Origin of the sequence: Thermomonospora cellulosilytica (assembly GCF_014138835.1) — a bacterium.
Lineage (GTDB): Bacteria > Actinomycetota > Actinomycetes > Streptosporangiales > Streptosporangiaceae > Thermomonospora > Thermomonospora amylolytica.
Map to the genome: position 1 here is coordinate 5,924,569 of NZ_JACJII010000001.1, position 17,188 is coordinate 5,941,756.

The following is a 17,188-nucleotide window of genomic DNA, read 5'->3' on the forward strand; positions in this document are numbered from 1 at the left end:
GTGGCCCGTCCCGGGGCGGGCCTCAGGTCCGGTCGGGGAAGGTCCACCACCAGTGGTGGAGGGGCGTTCCCGAGGGGATCGTCTCCTTGGGCGGCGGATCGCTGTCGGCCAGGACGCGCCGCAGCTCGTCGTCCAGCTCGGTGACGTCGTCCACGTCGACGAGGCGGAAGGCGGCGCCGCCCAGATAGCCCTCGAACAGGGTCTCCAGCGCCGACCGGTACAGGCAGGCGCCGAAACGGCCGTGCGCCGGCGCCGCCAGCGCCTGGTTCTCGGTCTGGACGAGGTATCCGGCCAGGTCCCTGCGCCGCCCGGCGACGAGGTCGACCAGCTCGGCGCGCAGGTCCGGGTCCGCGGCGGGCGGGCCCGGCAGCGCGGTCGCGAAGACCATCAGCATCGCGCGGTCGAACGGCCCGTCGCCGCGCAGGTCCGCGACCGCCTGGGCCAGCCGGTCGCGCTCCGTCCCGGCGAACGTGTAGACGGGCGCGGGGACGTGGGCCGGCCAGCCGAACGACTCCAGCCACAGGGCGCCGTCGCCGTCGACCCGGACCGCGGCCTCGAGGGTCACGGTGGTGCCGGCGGGCTCGGCGAAGTCGTGGTGGAACACCAGGCGGCCGTCGGCCCCGCCCCGGAAACGGCCCCGGGCGATCGTGGCGGTGGCCGCCGCGTGGTAGGCGGTGATGGGGGGACCCGCGGCGCGTTCCCGGACCGCGAGCTCGTGGAGGCGGCGCAGCGACGCCGCCGCCGCCTCGGTCGGGGAACGGAACCCGATCCGCCCGGCCTGGGCCCGCACCGCGGCCACCGTCTCCTCGGGCGATGCGGCCGGGTCGACGCGGGCGCCCTCGCGTCCCAGCGACCGGACCTCGGCGACGTCGGCGTCGAGCCGCCGGCTCAGCGCGCCGGGGTCGGCCGAGAACAGGTCGGCGGCCAGTCGTGCGGAGTCGCGGTCGTCGCTCATCGTGGTCACAGATCCGTTCCCGTGCTCAGCCGATGGGTGCGGGGTCAGGGCGGGGCGTCATGGCACCAGCAGGCCGCGTCCCCGCAGCGGAGCCAGTCCGCCGATCCGGGCGCGTCGCCCTCGAACTCCTCCAGATCGCCACCATACAGCCGGCTCCGGTACTCCCTCATGCTCATGTCGGTCCGCCGCGGCGCCCGCCACCACCAGTGGGAGCCGGGGATCCGGTCCGGGATCTGGTTGCGGTGCGGGGGCGGCGCGTCCTCGGCGGCGGCCCGCAGTTCCTCGTCGATCTCCTCGAGCTCCTCCACCACCGCCGGACCCGGCACCCCGTGCTCGCCGAAGCCGTCCACCAGCACCTGCAGGGCGGAGCGCCGTTCGCAGGCGGGGACGTAGCCGTCCAGGCGGCCGCGTTCGGCGTACTCGGCGGTCTCGGCGACGTAGGCGCCCAGGTTGCGGCGGTTGGCGCCCTCCTTGAGCAGCGTCGCGATGCGCGCGCGGTCCCCGGCGTCCGGGGGCCGCGGCCCCAGCTCCCACGCCAGCAGCCCGGACAGCGCGTCGGCCAGCAGCGCCGCCCCGTTCGGCGGCCCGGCCGACGCCCGCGTCAGCGCGTCGGCGACCTCGTCCATCCGGCCGGTCATGCCCATGCCCGCCCCCTCGCGCACGGACGGCCGGTCACTTGACCTTCGCCGAGCCGTAGCTGGCCATGACCGTGGAGCCGTCCGGCTTGACGTAGATGATGGCCTCCATCACGGTGCCGCCCACGTCGCGGCGGATGATGAGCTGCTCGCTGCCGTTGTCCATGGTCTGGCGGCGCCACACCTCGCCCTCCCGGATCGTGCGCTCGGCGCTGTCCAGGTAGTCCCGGATCATGTCGCCGGTCCGCTCGCTCTCGGGCAGCTCCTTGTAGTGCTTGTGGGCATGGTACGCGGCCGAGCTCTCCGAGCCCATGTCGATCCGGCCGGCGTTGTCGCGGACCGCCTGCTCCAGCGCGTCGCCGGACGCGTCCGGATCGATCCGCACGCCGCCGTCCGGCCTGGCCCGGCGGACCTCGGCCATGTCGGCGTTGATCTCGTCGGTCAGGTTCAGGTCGCCCATCCGGTCGGCCGCCGCGACCGGCACCTGCTTCTTGGTGAGTTCGTTCTCGCCGGCGAGCCTGGCCGCGTCGAGTTCCCGGCGGACCTCGTCGAACCGCGCCTTGAAGTACTCGTACCGGTGCGCGAACTCCCGCGGGTTGCCCTCGGCGCCGTCCGCCGCCCAGCGCACCGCGTCGGCGTGCATGCGGTCCTGGACCGAGCCGGGGAACTGCTGCCGGATCGCCGAGTAGGCGCGCTGCCAGGCGTCCCCCTCGCGCGGCTCGTCGCCGCGCAGCCCCTCGATCTCCTCATCGCTGAGACCGGCCCGGCGCAGCGAGTCCTCCAGCTTGCCGGCGTTCTCCAGCCGCTGCTGCAACTCCTCGGGACTGTACGGACTCTGCCCGTTCTGACCCTGCCCGTTCTGGCCGTCGGCGTCCGGAGCGGTGTCGCCCTGCCCGTCGCCAGGGGCGTCGGCGTCCGGCAGCGAACCGTCCGGACGACCGTCACCGGGACCGTCCGTGCCGGGAGCATCGGTGTCCGGCCGATCCGCACCCGGAGCGTCGGCGTCCGGCAGCGAACCATCCGGACGGCCATCACCGGGACGGTCCACGTCCGGAGCAGTCGCATCCGGCCGATCCGCACCCGGAGCATCGCTGTCCGGCAGCGAACCATCCGGACGGCCATCACCAGGACGGTCCACGTCCGGCGACGAATCGTCGGGACGGCCATCGCCGGGGCGGTCCGCGTCCGGAGCGGTCGCATCCGGCCGATCCGTGTCCGGCAGCGAACCGTCCGGACGACCGTCACCGGGGCGGTCCGCGTCCGGGGTGCCGGTGTCGGGGAGGGGGTCGCGGCCGTTGTCGGCCGGCTGGTGGCCGCCGTCGCGAGAACCACCGGGGTCGGTGTCGCCCTGGCCGTCGGGGGTGACCGGGGCGGGCTGGTGGTCGCGCAGGTCCTCGGCCTGGTCGAGCTGACGCTGCAGGTCGGCCAGGTCGTCGGTGTCGAAGTCGAGCTGGTCGAGCTGGTTCTGCAGGTCGCGGGTGGTGGGCGTCTGATCGACGTTCCCGAGTTCGCCCGAGTCGATCCGGCCGTCGCCGTTGGCGTCGCCGCGGGTGACGTCGGTGTCACCGCCGGAGTCACCGCGCCGGAACAGCTTGAACCCGGCGCGGACCAGTCCGGCGCCGCCGAGCGCGACGGAGCCGACGTTGAGGACGCCCTGGGTGATCACGTAGCCGGGGCGGTCGTCCCACTCGCGCCAGGGCACGAACGAGTGGGCCATCTCCTTCCAGTTGTTGCCCAGGTTGGACCAGAAGTGGGAGTCCTCCTCCCAGACCCAGCCGTTCTCGCCGTGCAGGCCGACGAGGCCGGCGGTGTTGCGCAGGGCGTTCATCCAGTTGCCGCCGAGGTTGCCGAGCCAGGTGGCGTCGTCCTCCCAGACCCAGCCGTTCTCACCGTGCAGGCCCACCAGGTCGGCCACCCCGACGACGATGTCGCTGCCGAAGTCCCACACGCCGTCCCAGGCGTCCTGGTACCAGGGCTTGTCGTGCTCCTGCGGCGTGGCCCAGGGCGTCTGCACCCCCTTGGGCGCCTCACCGAGACCGTAGGCGCGCTGGCCGTTGCCGGGCCGCTGGTCGGCGGACACGAACTGGGTGCCGCCGAAGATGCCGGTGATCTTGTTGGCGCAGCGGCGCTCGGCCTCCTGGTACTGGGCCACCGCCGCCAGCACGTCGTCGTTCAGCCGGTTGTGCTCGTCGACCTTGTCCTCGTCCTCGCGCCAGTCGTCGTCACCGGCGATCTCGTTGCGGAAGTTCTGCGCCCGCGACTTGAGGCTCTGCAGCCGGCCGATGATCGGCCGCACCTCGCCGGCGAACGCGATCAGCGCGTCACCGACCGTGGTGACCTCGCCCTTGAACGCATCCCCCGCGGCCTGGACCGGCCGGGTGGCGGCGAACAACTGCTCGGCCTCCGGCGCGATATACGCCCCGCGCAGCCGCTGCCAGGTCGAGTGGATGTCATGACCGGCGTCGGAGATCTCCGTCCCGTCGGTCTTCAGCGCCCGCCCGGCGGTCTCCACCTCGTCGGGGTTCGCCTTGGGAATGGGGATCGCGTTCGGATCGATCACACCGCTCAACGTCACACCACCTGCCAGGAGCCCCCGGGGGCGCACCGGTACGGCCGACTGTCGTCGACGACTACGACGCCGCGGACGGCGTTCCGGACGAAAGAGATCATTGTGACGTCCGCCACAGGAAGGTCTACCTGCCGATCCGGGGCGCGGGGGCGTTGACGGCGGCCCGCTGCGCCTCGGCGGCCATGTCCAGGTCGCCGTTGACGTAGGCCCTGGTGGCCTCCACCGCGCCCCGGATGCAACTGGCGGTCTTGGACACCATCCCCCGCAACCCCGGCGAGGTGTGCGCGACGTACTCCTGCAACGCCGTGCCGATCGGCATGCTCGCCGCCGCCGTCGCCGCCTCCTCCACGTGCGAGGCGAAGTCCTCGATGTGACCGATCAGGCCGCCGCCGCCCTCACCGTCGCCGACGTAACCGCCCACCGTGGTCACCACCGCGCCCACCTCGGACGGTGAAATGTCCCAAGCCGACATGCGCCCCGTTCCTCTTCGTCAACCGCTCGCGTTCCGGTCCGGGCGGCCGTCGCCCCGCGCGGGCCCGAAACGGCCGGCCCGGAAACTCGACGGCGGCCTGGCGTTCATCGGCGTGCGCGGCGGCGCGGCCGCGACGACCGCCGCCATCTCGGCCATCGCCGACCGGATCCCCTCGGACTCGGCCGCGACCTCGTCGGCCAGCCGTCTGGCGGCCACCGCCGCGCCGGCGATCGGATCGGCGTCCGCTCCCCCGTCGTCGTGCGGCTCCCCGGCCGGCCGTTCCTCCTCGCCGGGCACGACGGCGGACTCGTGCTCGGGGGGCTGCACGAACTCGAACTTCATGGCTCCAACATCTCGGGTCGGCGCCCCGGCAGGGGCGGCCGATCGCACACCGTTCCCATCATGCGGAGGACAACCGCCGCATGTCCACCTGAATCCCGCACCGTTCCGACGCCCGATTGCCGACATCGGTTCGCAGTGATCTGGAACGACGAAACGTCATCCGGCCTTCGACCAGGTCATTCCCGAAAAAGCGCGGGCCACCGATCCGCCGGGCGAACCTGGCGAGGCACTCCACCGCCATACGCCCGCCCTCATATCACCCCTCGTCGGCGGTGTAAGGCCCTTCCGTCCCGGTCGGCCACGCAGGTCACAGGCCACCCCGTCAGGCGGTCGCAGGTCCGGGAGGCCCTGTGGGACGGGCGGATCCGTTCGTCGAGGGCTCACCGGCCCGAGCACTGCGGAGACCCCGGAACCGGGACGGCGGTCGGGGCGTCGCACTCCATCCCGGGGAGCGCCGACGTTATGCGTCCGCTTCACAACGAGTCCGGATTCGGCCATGAAAATCCGGAACCCGCCGCGCTCCGGAGGCGTCACACTCATCGGCCGCCCGATGCCGCGCCATGCCCCTGTGGCCCGGTGAACGGTGGCGGGAGGGCCCCGGCGGCGATTAGTGTCGAGGACACTTCCGCCGCCGTAGTGCGAAGCGGACGATCCGACTGGCAGGTGAGGTGACGATGGGTCGATGGGATCAGGGGGCGGAGACGCTCAGCACCCTGGCCAGGAACACCGGCGACCGCGGTGAGGAACTGGCGAGCCTGGTGCGGGCGCTGATCGCGGCCGCCGAGCCGCTCAGCGGCAAGTTCAACGGCGCCGGCAAGGCGGCGTTCGACAGCTTCAAGGCCCGTTCGGACCAGATCATCGCGGACCTCAAGGGCGGCCTGGACCGCGTCAACATCGGTCAGGTGGGCATGGACCGGGCGTTCCTCACCGGTGACCAGTCCATGGCCGACGAGGCGGGCCGGACGATGAGCGCGGCCAACTTCGACGCGGCCAAGTTCCGCACCTGACCGGGCCCACGCCCCTGACGGACGCGACCACCAGCGCAGGAAGGACCAGAGCACCGTGGGAAACGGACGGCGCAGCTATGACACCGGCGCCTCGGCGGAGGCGCAGGGCAACATCCAGGCGATCGTCTCCCGGCTGGAGCAGCTGATCGGCACCCGGGACACCGACGTCGCGGCCGCGATGGCCGACTTCGAGGCCACCGGCGTGTCGGACGAGTACCACGCCAAGGAGATCAAGTGGCACAACGCCGCCAACGAGACCCGTGAGATCATCCGGCTGGTGAAGGCCACCCTGGAGAAGAACGACGAGATCGCGCAGAACACGCTGAGCAAGGCGAGCGCGGCCGTGCAGGCGATCTGACGGCGGACGCCGGATCGCCGTGACCCGGGAGGGATGCGTCGCCGTCCGGGCGACGGCGCGTCCCTCCGTCGCTGTGGGCACCGGCCCGCGCGCGCAGGCGTGAGGGGAGGTGCCGTTGGCGCGCGACTACGACACCCAACTGCTGGAGTCGGTGGCGGTACGGCGCCGCCGGCTCCGCGACGCGCTGCTGTTCGGCCCGCAGCGCACCCGCCGCACGTACGACGGCGTGGTGATGAAGGTCGTCGCGGGGTTGTGCGTGGCGGCGGTGCTGTGCGGCGGCACGGTGGGGTGGTCGTACCTGCAGTCGGTCTTCCGCGAGCGGGAACGCGCGCAGATCGCCCAGTCCCAGGCCGTCGCGCCGGAGAACGGCACCGCGCCGGTCCCGGCCGACTGGGTCGGGGCGCAGATCACCTTCGCCCGGCTGCGCGCCGACCTCGACAGGGCGGGGGTGCCCCGCAGCCTGTACGTGCTGCCCGGCCAACCCCGCCCGCCCGCCGGCCGGGCCACCAGCTACTACGTGGTGGCACGTGACAAGGACGGGTTCTCCGGCGGCGTGGTGGAGTACCAGCAGGGGCGGATCGCCGGGGAGTTCCCCACCGAGGACGAGGCCTGCCGGTGGCTGTACGGCGAGCTGGTGATCAAGGAGGGGCGGCCCAGGCCGCTCACCCCGCAGGCCGAGCGACAGGCGGCCGGGCAGGGCGCCGCGCTGGCCGCCGACGCCCGCGGCAAGCTCACCGCGGCGGGCACGCCGACGCTGGCCTACCAGTTGCAGCCCGGGCAACTGGTCGACCAGTTCGGCCAGGAGAGCGGTTCGGTGCTGTTCCCGTTCGGGACGGCGTGGGCGCAGCGGGGACTGCCGCCGGCGGCGCGCGCCGACGCCGTGCCGGGGGTGCCGGCGAGCTACTTCCGCTACCGGGTGGTCAGGCCGTTCCAGGTGATGGCGTCGATCTCGCAGCCCGCGCCGGGCAGCCCCGGCGGCGGGGTGCGGTTCACCGTGAACGCGAACCTGCTGCCCCGGCCGCCCGCGCTGCCGACGATCCGCTGGCTGGTGCGCAACGGCTACCTTGAACGCGTCTCGGGGACGATCGTTCCGCGGTGATCCCCCGGGTGCCGCGACCCCCGCTACGAACGCAACGGATGGAAGGGCGCCATGGCCGCTTGGAGCCGGGTCACTCTCGTCGGCGAGCACCGCAGGGTCGACATGGTGCTGCCGGCGCAGGAGCCGATCGGGGCGCTGATGCCCGACGTGCTCCAGTTGCTGGGCGACCCGGTGCAGAGCCCGCCCCGGCTGCGCCATCTGGTCACCTCCACCGGTGAGGTGCTCGATCCCGGCGCCACGCTCGCCGACCGGCGGATCCCCGACGGGGCGGTGCTGCGGCTGGTCCGCGCCGACGAGCCGCTGCCCGCGCCGGTGGTGCACGAGGTGCCGGAGGTGGTGGGCGACGCGCTCGGCGGGCACCTGTGGCGCTGGGGGCCGGCCGCCGCCCGGTGGAGCGCCGTCTGCGCGTTCGTGGCTTTGACGTTCGCGGTCGGGCTGGTGCTCGGCGGCGCGGTGCCCGCCGCCGCGGCGCCCGCGGCCCTCGGCGGGCCGGCCGCGGCGCTGGTGGCCGGCGGGGTCGCGCTGGGCATGTTCCGCCGCCGGGACCTGGGCGCCGCGCTGACGCTGGGCGGCGGAACGATGGGCGCGCTGGCCGTGTGGTCCGCCGCCGACGTCCACGACTGGGCCGGCTGGGCGCGCTGGGGCGGGATCGCGATCCTGGCCGCGGTCGTCGTCGCGGTGCTGGGGCCGGCGTCGCCGCTGGGCCGCGGCGGGCTGATCGGCGGCGGGGTGGCGCTGCTGCTGGCGGTGGAGGGGACGCTGTGCGCGGCGTTCGGCCTGGACTCCGCCCGCACCGCCGCGGTCCTCGCGGTGACCTGCGTGATCGTGCTGCACATGCTGCTGCGGGCGGCGCTCACCCTGTCCGGGCTGACGTCGCTGGACGACCGGCGCGGCGAGGGCTCCGAGGTCGCCCGCCGTGACGTGCTGGCCGCGCTGGACGACGCGCACCGCAGCATGACGATCGGGACCGCGGCGGTCGCGGTGGCCGCCGTCGTCGCCGGGCTCGGCGCCACCGCCCGGTTCGACTGGTGGACGGCGGCGCTGGCGGGCCTGCTGGCGCTGGTCGTGGCCAGCCGCGCCCGGATGTTCCCGCTGGTGCTGGAGAAGGTCGCGCTGCTGGCGGCGGCCGTGGTCGTGGTGACCGCGCTGGCGGTGCGGTGGACCGCGCACGTGGCCTGGGGGGTCGTCCCCGCGCTGGGTATGCTGCTGGCAGGCCTGGCGATCCCGGTCGTGGTGCTCACGGCGGAACAGCCCGAACATCTGCGCGCCCGGCTGCGCCGGATCACGAACCGGATCGAGGCGGTGGCGGTGGTGGCGCTCGTCCCGGTCGCCATCGGGATCTTCGGCGTCTTCGCACGACTGCTCGGCACCTTCTGAAGGGGAGCGGGTTGGCTGAACTCCACCGGGACGAACCGGGCGACGAGCTCCGGCCCGACCCGGAGACCACGGCCGTCGACCCGCCCACGGTCCGCCCGCGCCGACGCGCGCAGCCCGCCCCGGCCGGGGAGCGGTCCCCCGCCGAGGCCCGGGAGCCCCAGGAGTCTCGGCGCGAGGTTCCCTGGGAGATCGCCCGCTGGTACAGCGACATGCAGCCGACCACGCCCCCTCCCGCCTCCACGCAGGAGTCCCCCGCCTCACGTCCGGTCGGCACTCCCCCACCGTCCTTCGGCTCCCCCACCACACCGGACGCCGAGTCTCCGCGCCCCACCACCTCCGTGGCCGCGGCCCTGGGAGCCCCGCAGCCCGCCCCCGCTCCGGGAACGGAGAGCCCGGCACCGCCTCACCGCCCCCCAACGGCGACCACCCCCACGCCACCACCCGCAGCGCAGCCAGTCCCTCCGGCACCCGCCGCACCAACGGCAGGGTCGGCCATCTCCGTATCCCGACCTGCCGCCCAACCGGCCGCCCGGCGGCCCGCCCCTGCTCCCGACACGGCGCCTCCGGCCACGGCGGCCGATCCTGCGCCGGAGGAGTTGGCAGTGACCCGGCCGGATGTCGTGGCAAGGCCGCAGAGCGCATCGGAGCCGGTTGCGTCAGGGCACCCGCAGGACAGGGCGGTGGCCGGAGCGGCTGCAGGTGGTGCGTCCGGCACTCGGGCCGAGCCGACGGTGCGGGGTGGCGTGTTCCCTGTCGGGCCGGGTTCGGGGACAGGAGCGCAAGCCGCGGGCGAAGGCGGCACCGTGGGGGCTGCGGGGGTCTCGTCGGTGCAGCCGGTGGTCCCGTTGGGGGGCGGGGCCCTCGAGGCGGCCGTGCCGGGAGCCGTGGTCGGGGCCGGGCCGGGGATCTCGGCGCCGCCTCCGGTCGGGCCGGAGGATCTGGTCAGCCGGACCGTGCACGGGGACTCACTGCTGCGGCGGATCGGGCGGGGGGCGCTGCGGCCGTTCGTTCCGGCCGACGACGTGCAGGCGCTGGCCGAGCACGGGCGGTGGATCCAGCATCCGGTGACCACCGGGCGGCGGATCGCGGTGACCAGCATGCGCGGGGGCGCGGGCAAGAGCACGGTGGCGGCGCTGGTGGCGTCGGCGTACGCGCGGTACCGGCAGGACCGGGTGCTGGCGCTGGACCTGGATCCGGAGCTGGGGTCGCTGCCGCTGCGGCTGGGGATCAGGGCCGGGCACACGCTGGCGGACGTGGTGGCCGCCGAGCCGGGGACGTGCTCGTTCGACGAGGTGGAGCCGTACCTGGCGCATCTGGGCGAACGGCTGTGGGGGCTGCCGGGCACGCACGGGACGCCGGGCGACGGGCCGGACGCGGAGGTCTACCGGACGGCGGGGATACCGCTGAGCAGGTTCTTCGGCGTGACGGTCACCGACTGCGGGGCCGGGATCCTCACCGAGCTGCACCGGGCGGTGCTGGAGGCGGCGCACGCGCAGGTGATGGTGGCGCCGACCACGCCGGGCGGGGCGGCGAGCGTGGGGCGGGCGCTGGACTGGATGACCGCCAACGGGCTGGCGGGCCTGGTGGCCCGCACGGTGGTGGTGTTCACCGTGCACAGCCCGCACACCGCGCAGGTCATCGACCTGGCCAAGGCCGCGCGGATCCTCGCCGAGGTCGGCGTCGGGGTGGTCAGGCTGGGCTACGACCGGCACGTCGCGGTCGGCAGCACCCTGGACCCGGCGCTGCTGGCCTACTCGACCCGGGTCACCGCGATCGCGATCGCCGCCGAGGCGCTGCGCCGCGCGGCCGGCGGCTGAGCCGCGGTCACCGCCGCCAGAAGCGGCGGCGCGGCCGGGGCTCGTCCGCCGCGGCGCGGGTCGCCGGATCCAGCCGCACCAGTGACCGGTCCGGCCCGTACCGGAACACGTCCGGCGAGCAGGGGTCGTCGGACGCGGCGTGCATGTCCGCGGCGACCTGGGCCAGCGCGGGCAGCACCGCACCGGGCCCGGCGGCCCCGAGCGGGTACAGCAGGATCGTGCTGTGCGTGGGGATCGCCACCAGCGCCCCCGCCCGCCCGGCGTCGGGCAGGAACCGTTCCAGCTCGGTGAAGAGCGCCGACACGTACCGGCAGCCCGGCTTGGTGACGACCCGGACCGTCTCCCGCGCGGTGATCGGCTGGTCGCGGACCTGCACGTCCGCCAGCTCCCCCTCGTAGGTGTTGGGCACCGCGTAGTCGCCGATCCTCCGCAGCCCGAGCAGCCTGGCGCGGTGCACGGTGAGCGGCCCGCCGTACTCGGGATGGTCGATGTGCACGACGGCGTCGAAGTACCGGCCGGCGGGCCTGCAGGCGATCCAGCGGCGGCGTTCGTCGCCGAGCCGGGGCTCGATGCGCACCCGCAGCCGCTTGCGGATGTCGCCGAACAGCTCGAGGTCGGCGACGGCCAGCCCGAACCGGTCGGCGGTGTCGCGCAGCCACTCCTCGACCAGGCCGGGCCAGCGGGCGGGGTCGGCCTGGGCGCAGCGCTCCACGATCGTCAGGGTCGGCATGGCCGGCTCGAACCGCCCCACCGGCACCACCACCCGCGACAGCTCCGGGTCGAAACGGGCGCTCGGGCACACGACGGGCAGCAGATCCACGATCAGGGCGTGCACATCGGCCGAGACGTCGAACACGTCCACCGCGCCCCACCTCCCCGGAGATCCGATCCCAACTTCCGGCGCCGTCTCCGACACTAAGGTTTTGGGCGAACCACGTCATCGAGGAGTGTCTGTGACGACCCGGGTAGTGCATCGGCCCGCGCGCACCGTTCATCCTCCCCCGCAGGAGGAGCCCCGGGAGATCGAGGCGCCGCCGACGCTCCCCGAGCAGGGGGGGACCGGCGGCCAGCTGCTGACGATCCTGCCGATGGTCGGGATGATGGCGTCGCTGACCATCATGATGATGCTGCGCACCCCGGCGTTCATGATGCTGGGCGTGGTCCTGCTGCTGGTGGCGGTGGTCGGCGGGGCGGCGCTGCTGCTGTCGCGCCGCGGGCAGGTGTCGCGGCAGCGGCGCGGCCAGCGCGAGCGCTATCTGGAGTACCTGGAGGAGCTGCGCGAGGAGCTGGGCGAGCGGGAGCGCGCCGTCCGCCGGCAGGCCCGGGTGCTGCATCCGCCGCCGGAGGCGCTGTACGACGTGGTCCGCGACCCGACGCGGCTGTGGGAGCGGCGCCGCACCCACCCGGACTTCCTGCAGGTGCGGGTGGGGACCGGGTTCACGCCGGGACGTCCGCTGGTGCTGGGCGAGCAGGGCACCGCGCTGACGCCGACGGACCCGTTCATGCTGTCGGAGGCGCGGGCGCTGATGGAGCGGTTCCGCACCGCGCCGGACATGCCGCTGGCGGTGCCGCTGGACCTGGCGGGCAACGTCAGCGTGGTCGGCGGGCGGGCGGACGTGCTGCGGCTGGTGCGGGCGCTGCTGGTGCAGCTGACGGCGTTCCACGCGCCCGAGGACACGGCGCTGGCGGTGGCGTTCCCGGGGACGCGGACGGCCGACTGGGAGTGGGTCAAGTGGCTGCCGCACGTGCTGGACCAGCGGCGCCGGGACGGCGGGGCGCCGGTGCGGCTGATCGCCTCCAGCCCGCTGCGGCTGGCCGCGCTGCTCGCCGACGACCTGCGGGAACGCACCGACCACGCGGCCGAGGTGCGGCGCGGGCTGAACCGGCGGGACTCGCTGCGGCTGCTGCGGCGGCTGGTGGTGGTGCACGACACGCACGGCGAGGTGTCGGCGGAGCTGGTGCGGCCGGACGAGGGCGTCCCGGTGGCGGACCTGGCGACCACCGTGGTGCATCTGGTGTCGGAGCAGACCCACGAGCCCGGTGACGTGGCGGTGCGGATCCGGGTCGACGGCGACCGGGTGACGGTGGAGGACCTGCGCGGCCGGACCCCGGTGACGCTGACCGGCACGCTGGACGACGTGCCGCCGGGGATGGCCGAGGGGCTGGCCCGGATGATCGCCCCGCTGCGGCTGTCGCGCGAGTCGGTGGAGGAGACCGCCGGGCAGGGCGGCGGCGTCGACTTCACCGCGCTGATGGGGGTGGACGACCCGGCCGACCTGGACGTGCCGCGGCTGTGGGCGCCGCGCGGCGAGCGGGCGTTCCTGCGGGTGCCGATCGGGCTCGACGACGTGGGCCAGCCGGTGATCCTGGACCTCAAGGAGGCCGCCAGCCTGGGCATGGGCCCGCACGGGCTGTGCGTGGGGGCGACCGGGTCGGGCAAGAGCGAGATGCTGCGCACCCTGGTGCTGGCGCTGGCCGCCTCGCACTCCCCCGAGCAGGTGTCGATGGTGCTGGTGGACTACAAGGGCGGGGCGACGTTCGCGCCGTTCGCCGGGCTGCCGCACGTGGCCGGGGTGATCACCAACCTGGAGGACGACGCCGGGCTGATCGAGCGGGTGTACGCCAGCCTGTCCGGCGAGGTGCAGCGCCGCCAGCAGGTGCTGCGGGACGCCGGGAACGTCGCCAACATCGGCGACTACAACCACCTGCGCGCCCAGCGGCCCGGGCTGCCGCCGCTGCCGCACCTGCTGGTGATCATCGACGAGTTCGGCGAGCTGCTGACGGCGCGGCCGGACTTCATCGAGCTGTTCCTGTCGATCGGCCGGATCGGCCGCAGCATCGGGGTGCATCTGCTGCTGTCCAGCCAGCGGATCGAGAGCGGCAAGCTGCGCGGGCTGGAGACCTATCTGTCGTACCGGCTGGGGCTGCGCACGTTCTCGGAGGAGGAGTCGCGGACGGTGCTGGACACGCCGGACGCCTTCCACCTGCCGGCGCTGCCCGGGTTCGGCTACCTGAAGGTCGACACCAGCGTCTACGTGCGGTTCAAGGGCGGGTACGTGTCCGGGCCGTACCGCGGGCCGACCGAGGTGGACGACGCCGGCGACGGGCCGCTGCCGGTGCGCCCCTATCCCGCCTACAACCTGGCGATGCCGGGCGAGCGGCCCGCGGGCGAGGACGACGAGCCGGACCTGCCGGAGCGGACCACCGGCCCGACGCTGCTGGACGTGATGGTGGGACAGCTGGCGCGGCACGGCGAGCGGATCCAGAACATCTGGCTGCCGCCGCTGCCCGCGGTCACCACCCTGGAGGCGGTCACCGGGCCGGTGCGGATCACCGAGGAGGGCATGCGGCTGCCGGTGCGCAACCGGCCGCTGCAGGTCCCGATCGGCCTGCTGGACGACGCCCGCCGGCAGTGGCAGGGGGTGTGGAACCTGGACCTGACGGCGGCCGGCGGCCATGTGGCGGTCATCGGCGGACCGCAGACCGGCAAGACCACCCTGCTGCGCACGCTGGTGCTGTCGCTGGCGCTGACCCACACCCCGCAGCAGGTCGCGGTGTACGGGCTGGACCTGGTCGGCGGCGGCCTGCAGGCGCTCGCCGGGCTGCCCAACGTCGGCGGGATCGCGGCGCGCACCGACCGGGAGCGCGTCCGCCGCACCGTCGAGGAGGTGCACGGGATGCTGGAGCATCGCGAGCAGGTGTTCCGCGAGCGCGGCCTGGACTCGGTGCAGCGGCTGCGGCAGCTGCACGCCGCCGGGCAGGTGCCGGAGCTGCCGTGCGCGGACGTGGTGCTGGTGATCGACGGGTTCGGGGCGATCCGGGGCGACTTCGAGGAGATCGACGAGATGGTCTCCGACCTGCTCAAGCGCGGCGGCGGCTACGGGATCCACCTGGTGGCGGGGATGCTGCGGTGGAACGACGTGCGGATCGCCGACCAGTCCACCTTCGGGCAGCGGATCGAGCTGCGGCTGAACGACCCGACCGAGTCGATGGTGGACCGCAAGCTGGCCGAGACGATCGGCGCGGAGCTGCCGGGCCGGGCGCTGACCGACGCCAAGCTGTTCGGGCACGTGGCGGTGCCGGCGCTGGGCGGCGTTCCCGACCCGGCCGAGCTGGGGCCGGTGGTGGAGCGGACGGTGCGGGCGGTGCGCGGCGCCTGGACGGGCGAGACCGCGCCGCCGGTGCGGGTGCTGCCGCACCGGCTGCCGGCGGGCGGGCTGCCCGGCCCGGACGCCGAGCCGCGCCTGGTGCCGGTCGGGGTGGACGAGCGGGCGTTCGCGCCGGTGCTGCTGGACCTGTTCGACGCCGACCAGAACCTGCTGGTCCTCGGCGACGGCGGGTGCGGCAAGTCCAACCTGCTGCGGCTGATCGCCCGCGGGCTGGTCGACCGGTACGCCCCCGAGGAGGTGGTGTTCGCGGTGATGGACCCGCGGCGGTCGCTGCGGGACGTGGTGCCCGAGCCGTACCTGGGCGGCTACGCCAACACCCCGCGGGTGTGCGCGGGGCTGGCCGCCGGGGTGGCCAAGGAGCTGGAGGGCCGGATGCCCGACGACTCCGGCGGCACGGCGGCCGACGACCGGCCGGTGCCGGGCCCGCAGATCGTGGTGCTGGTCGACGACTACGACCTGCTGACCACGGCCGGGCAGCAGCCGCTGGCGCCGTTCGTGCCGTTCGTGCCGAGCGGGCGGGACATCGGGCTGCACTTCGTGGTGACGCGGCGGGTGGCGGGCGCGAGCCGCGGCCTGTACGACCCGCTGATCCAGGCGATGCGGGAGGTCGGCAGCGGCGTGCTGGTGATGAGCGGGGACCGGGCCGAGGGGCAGCTGTTCCCGCGGATCTACGCCGACGCGCGGCCGCCCGGCCGGGGACTGTGGATCCGGCGCGGGGAGGGGCCGCGGCTGATCCAGACCGCGCTGGCGGATCCCGCCGGCCCCGTGCCCTCCGACGAGCCGGTCCGGGAGGCGCCGTGACCTACGACCTGGTCGTGCTGACCCGGCGCGCCCCGGACGTGCGGGCGATCGTCGACAGCATGGTGGAGGCGGGCGAGACGCTGCGGGTGCGCGGCGCGGGCGACGGCGCGCTGATCCAGCTGTGCGACGAGGAGGGCCGGCCGCTGCTGAGCATCGAGGCGGCGCAGCGGGTGGACGTGGAGGGCGAGGTGGAACGGCTGCTGGGCGCGGAGGCCGCCGCGGGCCTGTCGGTGCCGTACTGGTGGGTGGAGGCCCGGGCGACGGGCTCGGAGCCCGCCGGGGCGGCGCTGGCGCACCGGTTCGCCGAGGCGATGGTGGAACGGCTCGGCGGCCGGGTCTGGCCGCCCGGCCCGCCCCCGCAGGCCGCGGGTCCGGGCGCGGAGGACGGCCGATGAGCGCGCATCCGGCGGTGGACATCCTCACCCGCAGGTCCGCCGTCGTCGTCCAGGACCGGCCGCTGGTGCCGCTGTCGTCGTGGCTGACCGACGTGATGGCGCGGTGCGCGACGAGCGGGCTGGCGGTCCAGGTGCTCACCCCGCACGACGCGCGGATCACGCTGCCGCTGCGGATGGCGCTGGGCGGCCCGAAGGCCCGGTGGGTGGTGCAGGAGCCCGGCGACGGCTACTACGACGGCTTCTCCGGCCTGCCGCTGGAGTGGGACGGCGCCATGTTCGCCCCGGTCGGGCAGGAGACCCCGCGGCCGTCGGACGCGTATCTGGTGGAGCCGCCCGCCGGCCTGGGCCATCACCTGGTCGTCGACCTGCGGCTGGTGCACGAGCCGACCTCCGCCCTGGAGCTCGGCGGCGCGGTCGAGGGGCTGGCGCGCACGCTGGCGGGGACCTCGCCGAGGTCGTGGGGCACCGCCGAGCCGGCCCTGGCACGGTGGTCGCCGTCGGAGCTGACCGCGCTGGCCCGCCGCCGCGCCCCGCAGGCCACGTTCCTGACGTTCATGGGGCCGCACGACGCCGCCGCGGACGGCCCGAGGTTCGGCGGGACGGAACGGGTGTCCCGGGTGACCTCGGGGGTCAAGGAGACCGTCACGTTCGCGGTCGCCTACGAGCCGGGCCGGCCGCCGCCGCTGGAGGAGCTGGCGGCGGTCGCCGACGGGCACGCCCGCGCGGGGACGCTGCTGACGATGACGGTGCAGTGGGTGCCGGGACGCGCCGACCTGACCTACCCGCCGCGCTGGCAGGGCGCCGCGGTGCCGGTCGCGCTGGCGGTCGGGCCGGAGGGGGTCGCCGAGACGGGGGCCGAGCACATGGCGGCGGCGCCGGTCGAGGGCCGGGTCATCGGTGACGATGCCCGGCCCGGCATGTGGTACGTGCTCGGCGACGGGACCGACACCGCCGCGTGGGGCCGGCTGGGCGATCTGATGGGGCGGTTGCGCACCTCGGGGAGGTGAAACCTTCCGACAGTCGTCGCGGCGGTCCCGGGCGCTCGGTGAGCGCCCGGGACCGCTCGGCGTCTTGCGCGGAAGGCGGTCCGTCGATCGGGCCGCTTTGAAAGCACCGTTGACCCTCCGGTGGGACGGCAGTACGTTACCCGAAAACACTCCGAAACTTATCGAAAATTTTCGGAGACTCGTGA

The 17,188-nt window shown here is 74.6% G+C and carries 14 protein-coding genes; 8 read left to right on the top strand and 6 right to left on the bottom strand.

The window, feature by feature from the left end:
• Positions 1 to 22: 22 nt before the first annotated feature.
• From HNR21_RS27945 to HNR21_RS27965, 5 genes are all read right to left on the bottom strand, one after another.
• Positions 23 to 955 (bottom strand): aldo-keto reductase family protein, encoded by a 933-nt coding sequence (locus HNR21_RS27945; protein ID WP_182707528.1) that lies wholly within the window; start codon positions 953 to 955, stop codon positions 23 to 25.
• Positions 956 to 999: 44 nt separating this feature from the next.
• Positions 1,000 to 1,599, bottom strand: coding sequence for a hypothetical protein (locus HNR21_RS27950; protein WP_182707529.1), 600 nt, complete (start codon positions 1,597 to 1,599; stop codon positions 1,000 to 1,002).
• Positions 1,600 to 1,627: 28 nt separating this feature from the next.
• Positions 1,628 to 4,150 (bottom strand): hypothetical protein, encoded by a 2,523-nt coding sequence (locus HNR21_RS27955; protein WP_182707530.1) that lies wholly within the window; start codon positions 4,148 to 4,150, stop codon positions 1,628 to 1,630.
• A gap of 133 nt (positions 4,151 to 4,283) precedes the next feature.
• Positions 4,284 to 4,631, bottom strand: a complete 348-nt coding sequence (locus tag HNR21_RS27960) for a DUF6507 family protein (RefSeq protein WP_182707531.1) — start codon at positions 4,629 to 4,631, stop codon at positions 4,284 to 4,286.
• 18 nt (positions 4,632 to 4,649) lie between these two features.
• Positions 4,650 to 4,973, bottom strand: coding sequence for a hypothetical protein (locus HNR21_RS27965; RefSeq protein WP_182707532.1), 324 nt, complete (start codon positions 4,971 to 4,973; stop codon positions 4,650 to 4,652).
• Positions 4,974 to 5,647: 674 nt separating this feature from the next.
• On the opposite strand from HNR21_RS27965, the gene HNR21_RS27970 reads away from it, so the two are divergent.
• From HNR21_RS27970 to HNR21_RS36460, 5 genes are all read left to right on the top strand, one after another.
• Complete coding sequence (locus HNR21_RS27970; RefSeq protein WP_119729617.1) at positions 5,648 to 5,980, top strand: hypothetical protein; 333 nt, start codon at positions 5,648 to 5,650, stop codon at positions 5,978 to 5,980.
• Between the two features lie 55 nt (positions 5,981 to 6,035).
• The gene (locus HNR21_RS27975; RefSeq protein ID WP_182707533.1) at positions 6,036 to 6,338 is read left to right on the top strand and encodes a pore-forming ESAT-6 family protein; all 303 of its coding nucleotides are present in this window, start codon (positions 6,036 to 6,038) and stop codon (positions 6,336 to 6,338) included.
• Between the two features lie 115 nt (positions 6,339 to 6,453).
• A complete protein-coding gene (locus tag HNR21_RS27980; RefSeq protein ID WP_119729615.1) occupies positions 6,454 to 7,437 on the top strand; it encodes a TNT domain-containing protein in 984 nt (327 codons plus the stop codon).
• Positions 7,438 to 7,488: 51 nt separating this feature from the next.
• Positions 7,489 to 8,814, top strand: coding sequence for a type VII secretion integral membrane protein EccD (gene eccD / locus HNR21_RS27985; RefSeq protein ID WP_182707534.1), 1,326 nt, complete (start codon positions 7,489 to 7,491; stop codon positions 8,812 to 8,814).
• A gap of 803 nt (positions 8,815 to 9,617) precedes the next feature.
• A complete protein-coding gene (locus HNR21_RS36460; protein WP_182707535.1) occupies positions 9,618 to 10,631 on the top strand; it encodes a CpaE/TadZ family protein in 1,014 nt (337 codons plus the stop codon).
• A 7-nt stretch (positions 10,632 to 10,638) separates the two neighbouring features.
• On the opposite strand, the gene HNR21_RS27995 is transcribed toward HNR21_RS36460, so the two are convergent.
• On the bottom strand, positions 10,639 to 11,493 hold the full coding sequence (locus HNR21_RS27995; protein ID WP_182707536.1) for a hypothetical protein: 855 nt from the start codon (positions 11,491 to 11,493) through the stop codon (positions 10,639 to 10,641).
• A gap of 91 nt (positions 11,494 to 11,584) precedes the next feature.
• Between HNR21_RS27995 and eccCa the strand changes: the two genes are divergently transcribed.
• The 3 genes from eccCa to HNR21_RS28010 are packed head-to-tail and all read left to right on the top strand — an operon-like array spanning position 11,585 to position 17,003.
• Complete coding sequence (gene eccCa / locus HNR21_RS28000; RefSeq protein ID WP_182707537.1) at positions 11,585 to 15,601, top strand: type VII secretion protein EccCa; 4,017 nt, start codon at positions 11,585 to 11,587, stop codon at positions 15,599 to 15,601.
• On the top strand, positions 15,598 to 15,996 hold the full coding sequence (locus tag HNR21_RS28005; RefSeq protein ID WP_119729611.1) for a hypothetical protein: 399 nt from the start codon (positions 15,598 to 15,600) through the stop codon (positions 15,994 to 15,996). The genes eccCa and HNR21_RS28005 overlap by 4 nt, the downstream gene beginning before the upstream one ends.
• Positions 15,993 to 17,003, top strand: coding sequence for a DUF6177 family protein (locus tag HNR21_RS28010; RefSeq protein WP_182707538.1), 1,011 nt, complete (start codon positions 15,993 to 15,995; stop codon positions 17,001 to 17,003). Before HNR21_RS28005 ends, HNR21_RS28010 begins: the two co-directional genes overlap by 4 nt.
• The last annotated feature ends 185 nt before the right edge of the window (positions 17,004 to 17,188 follow it).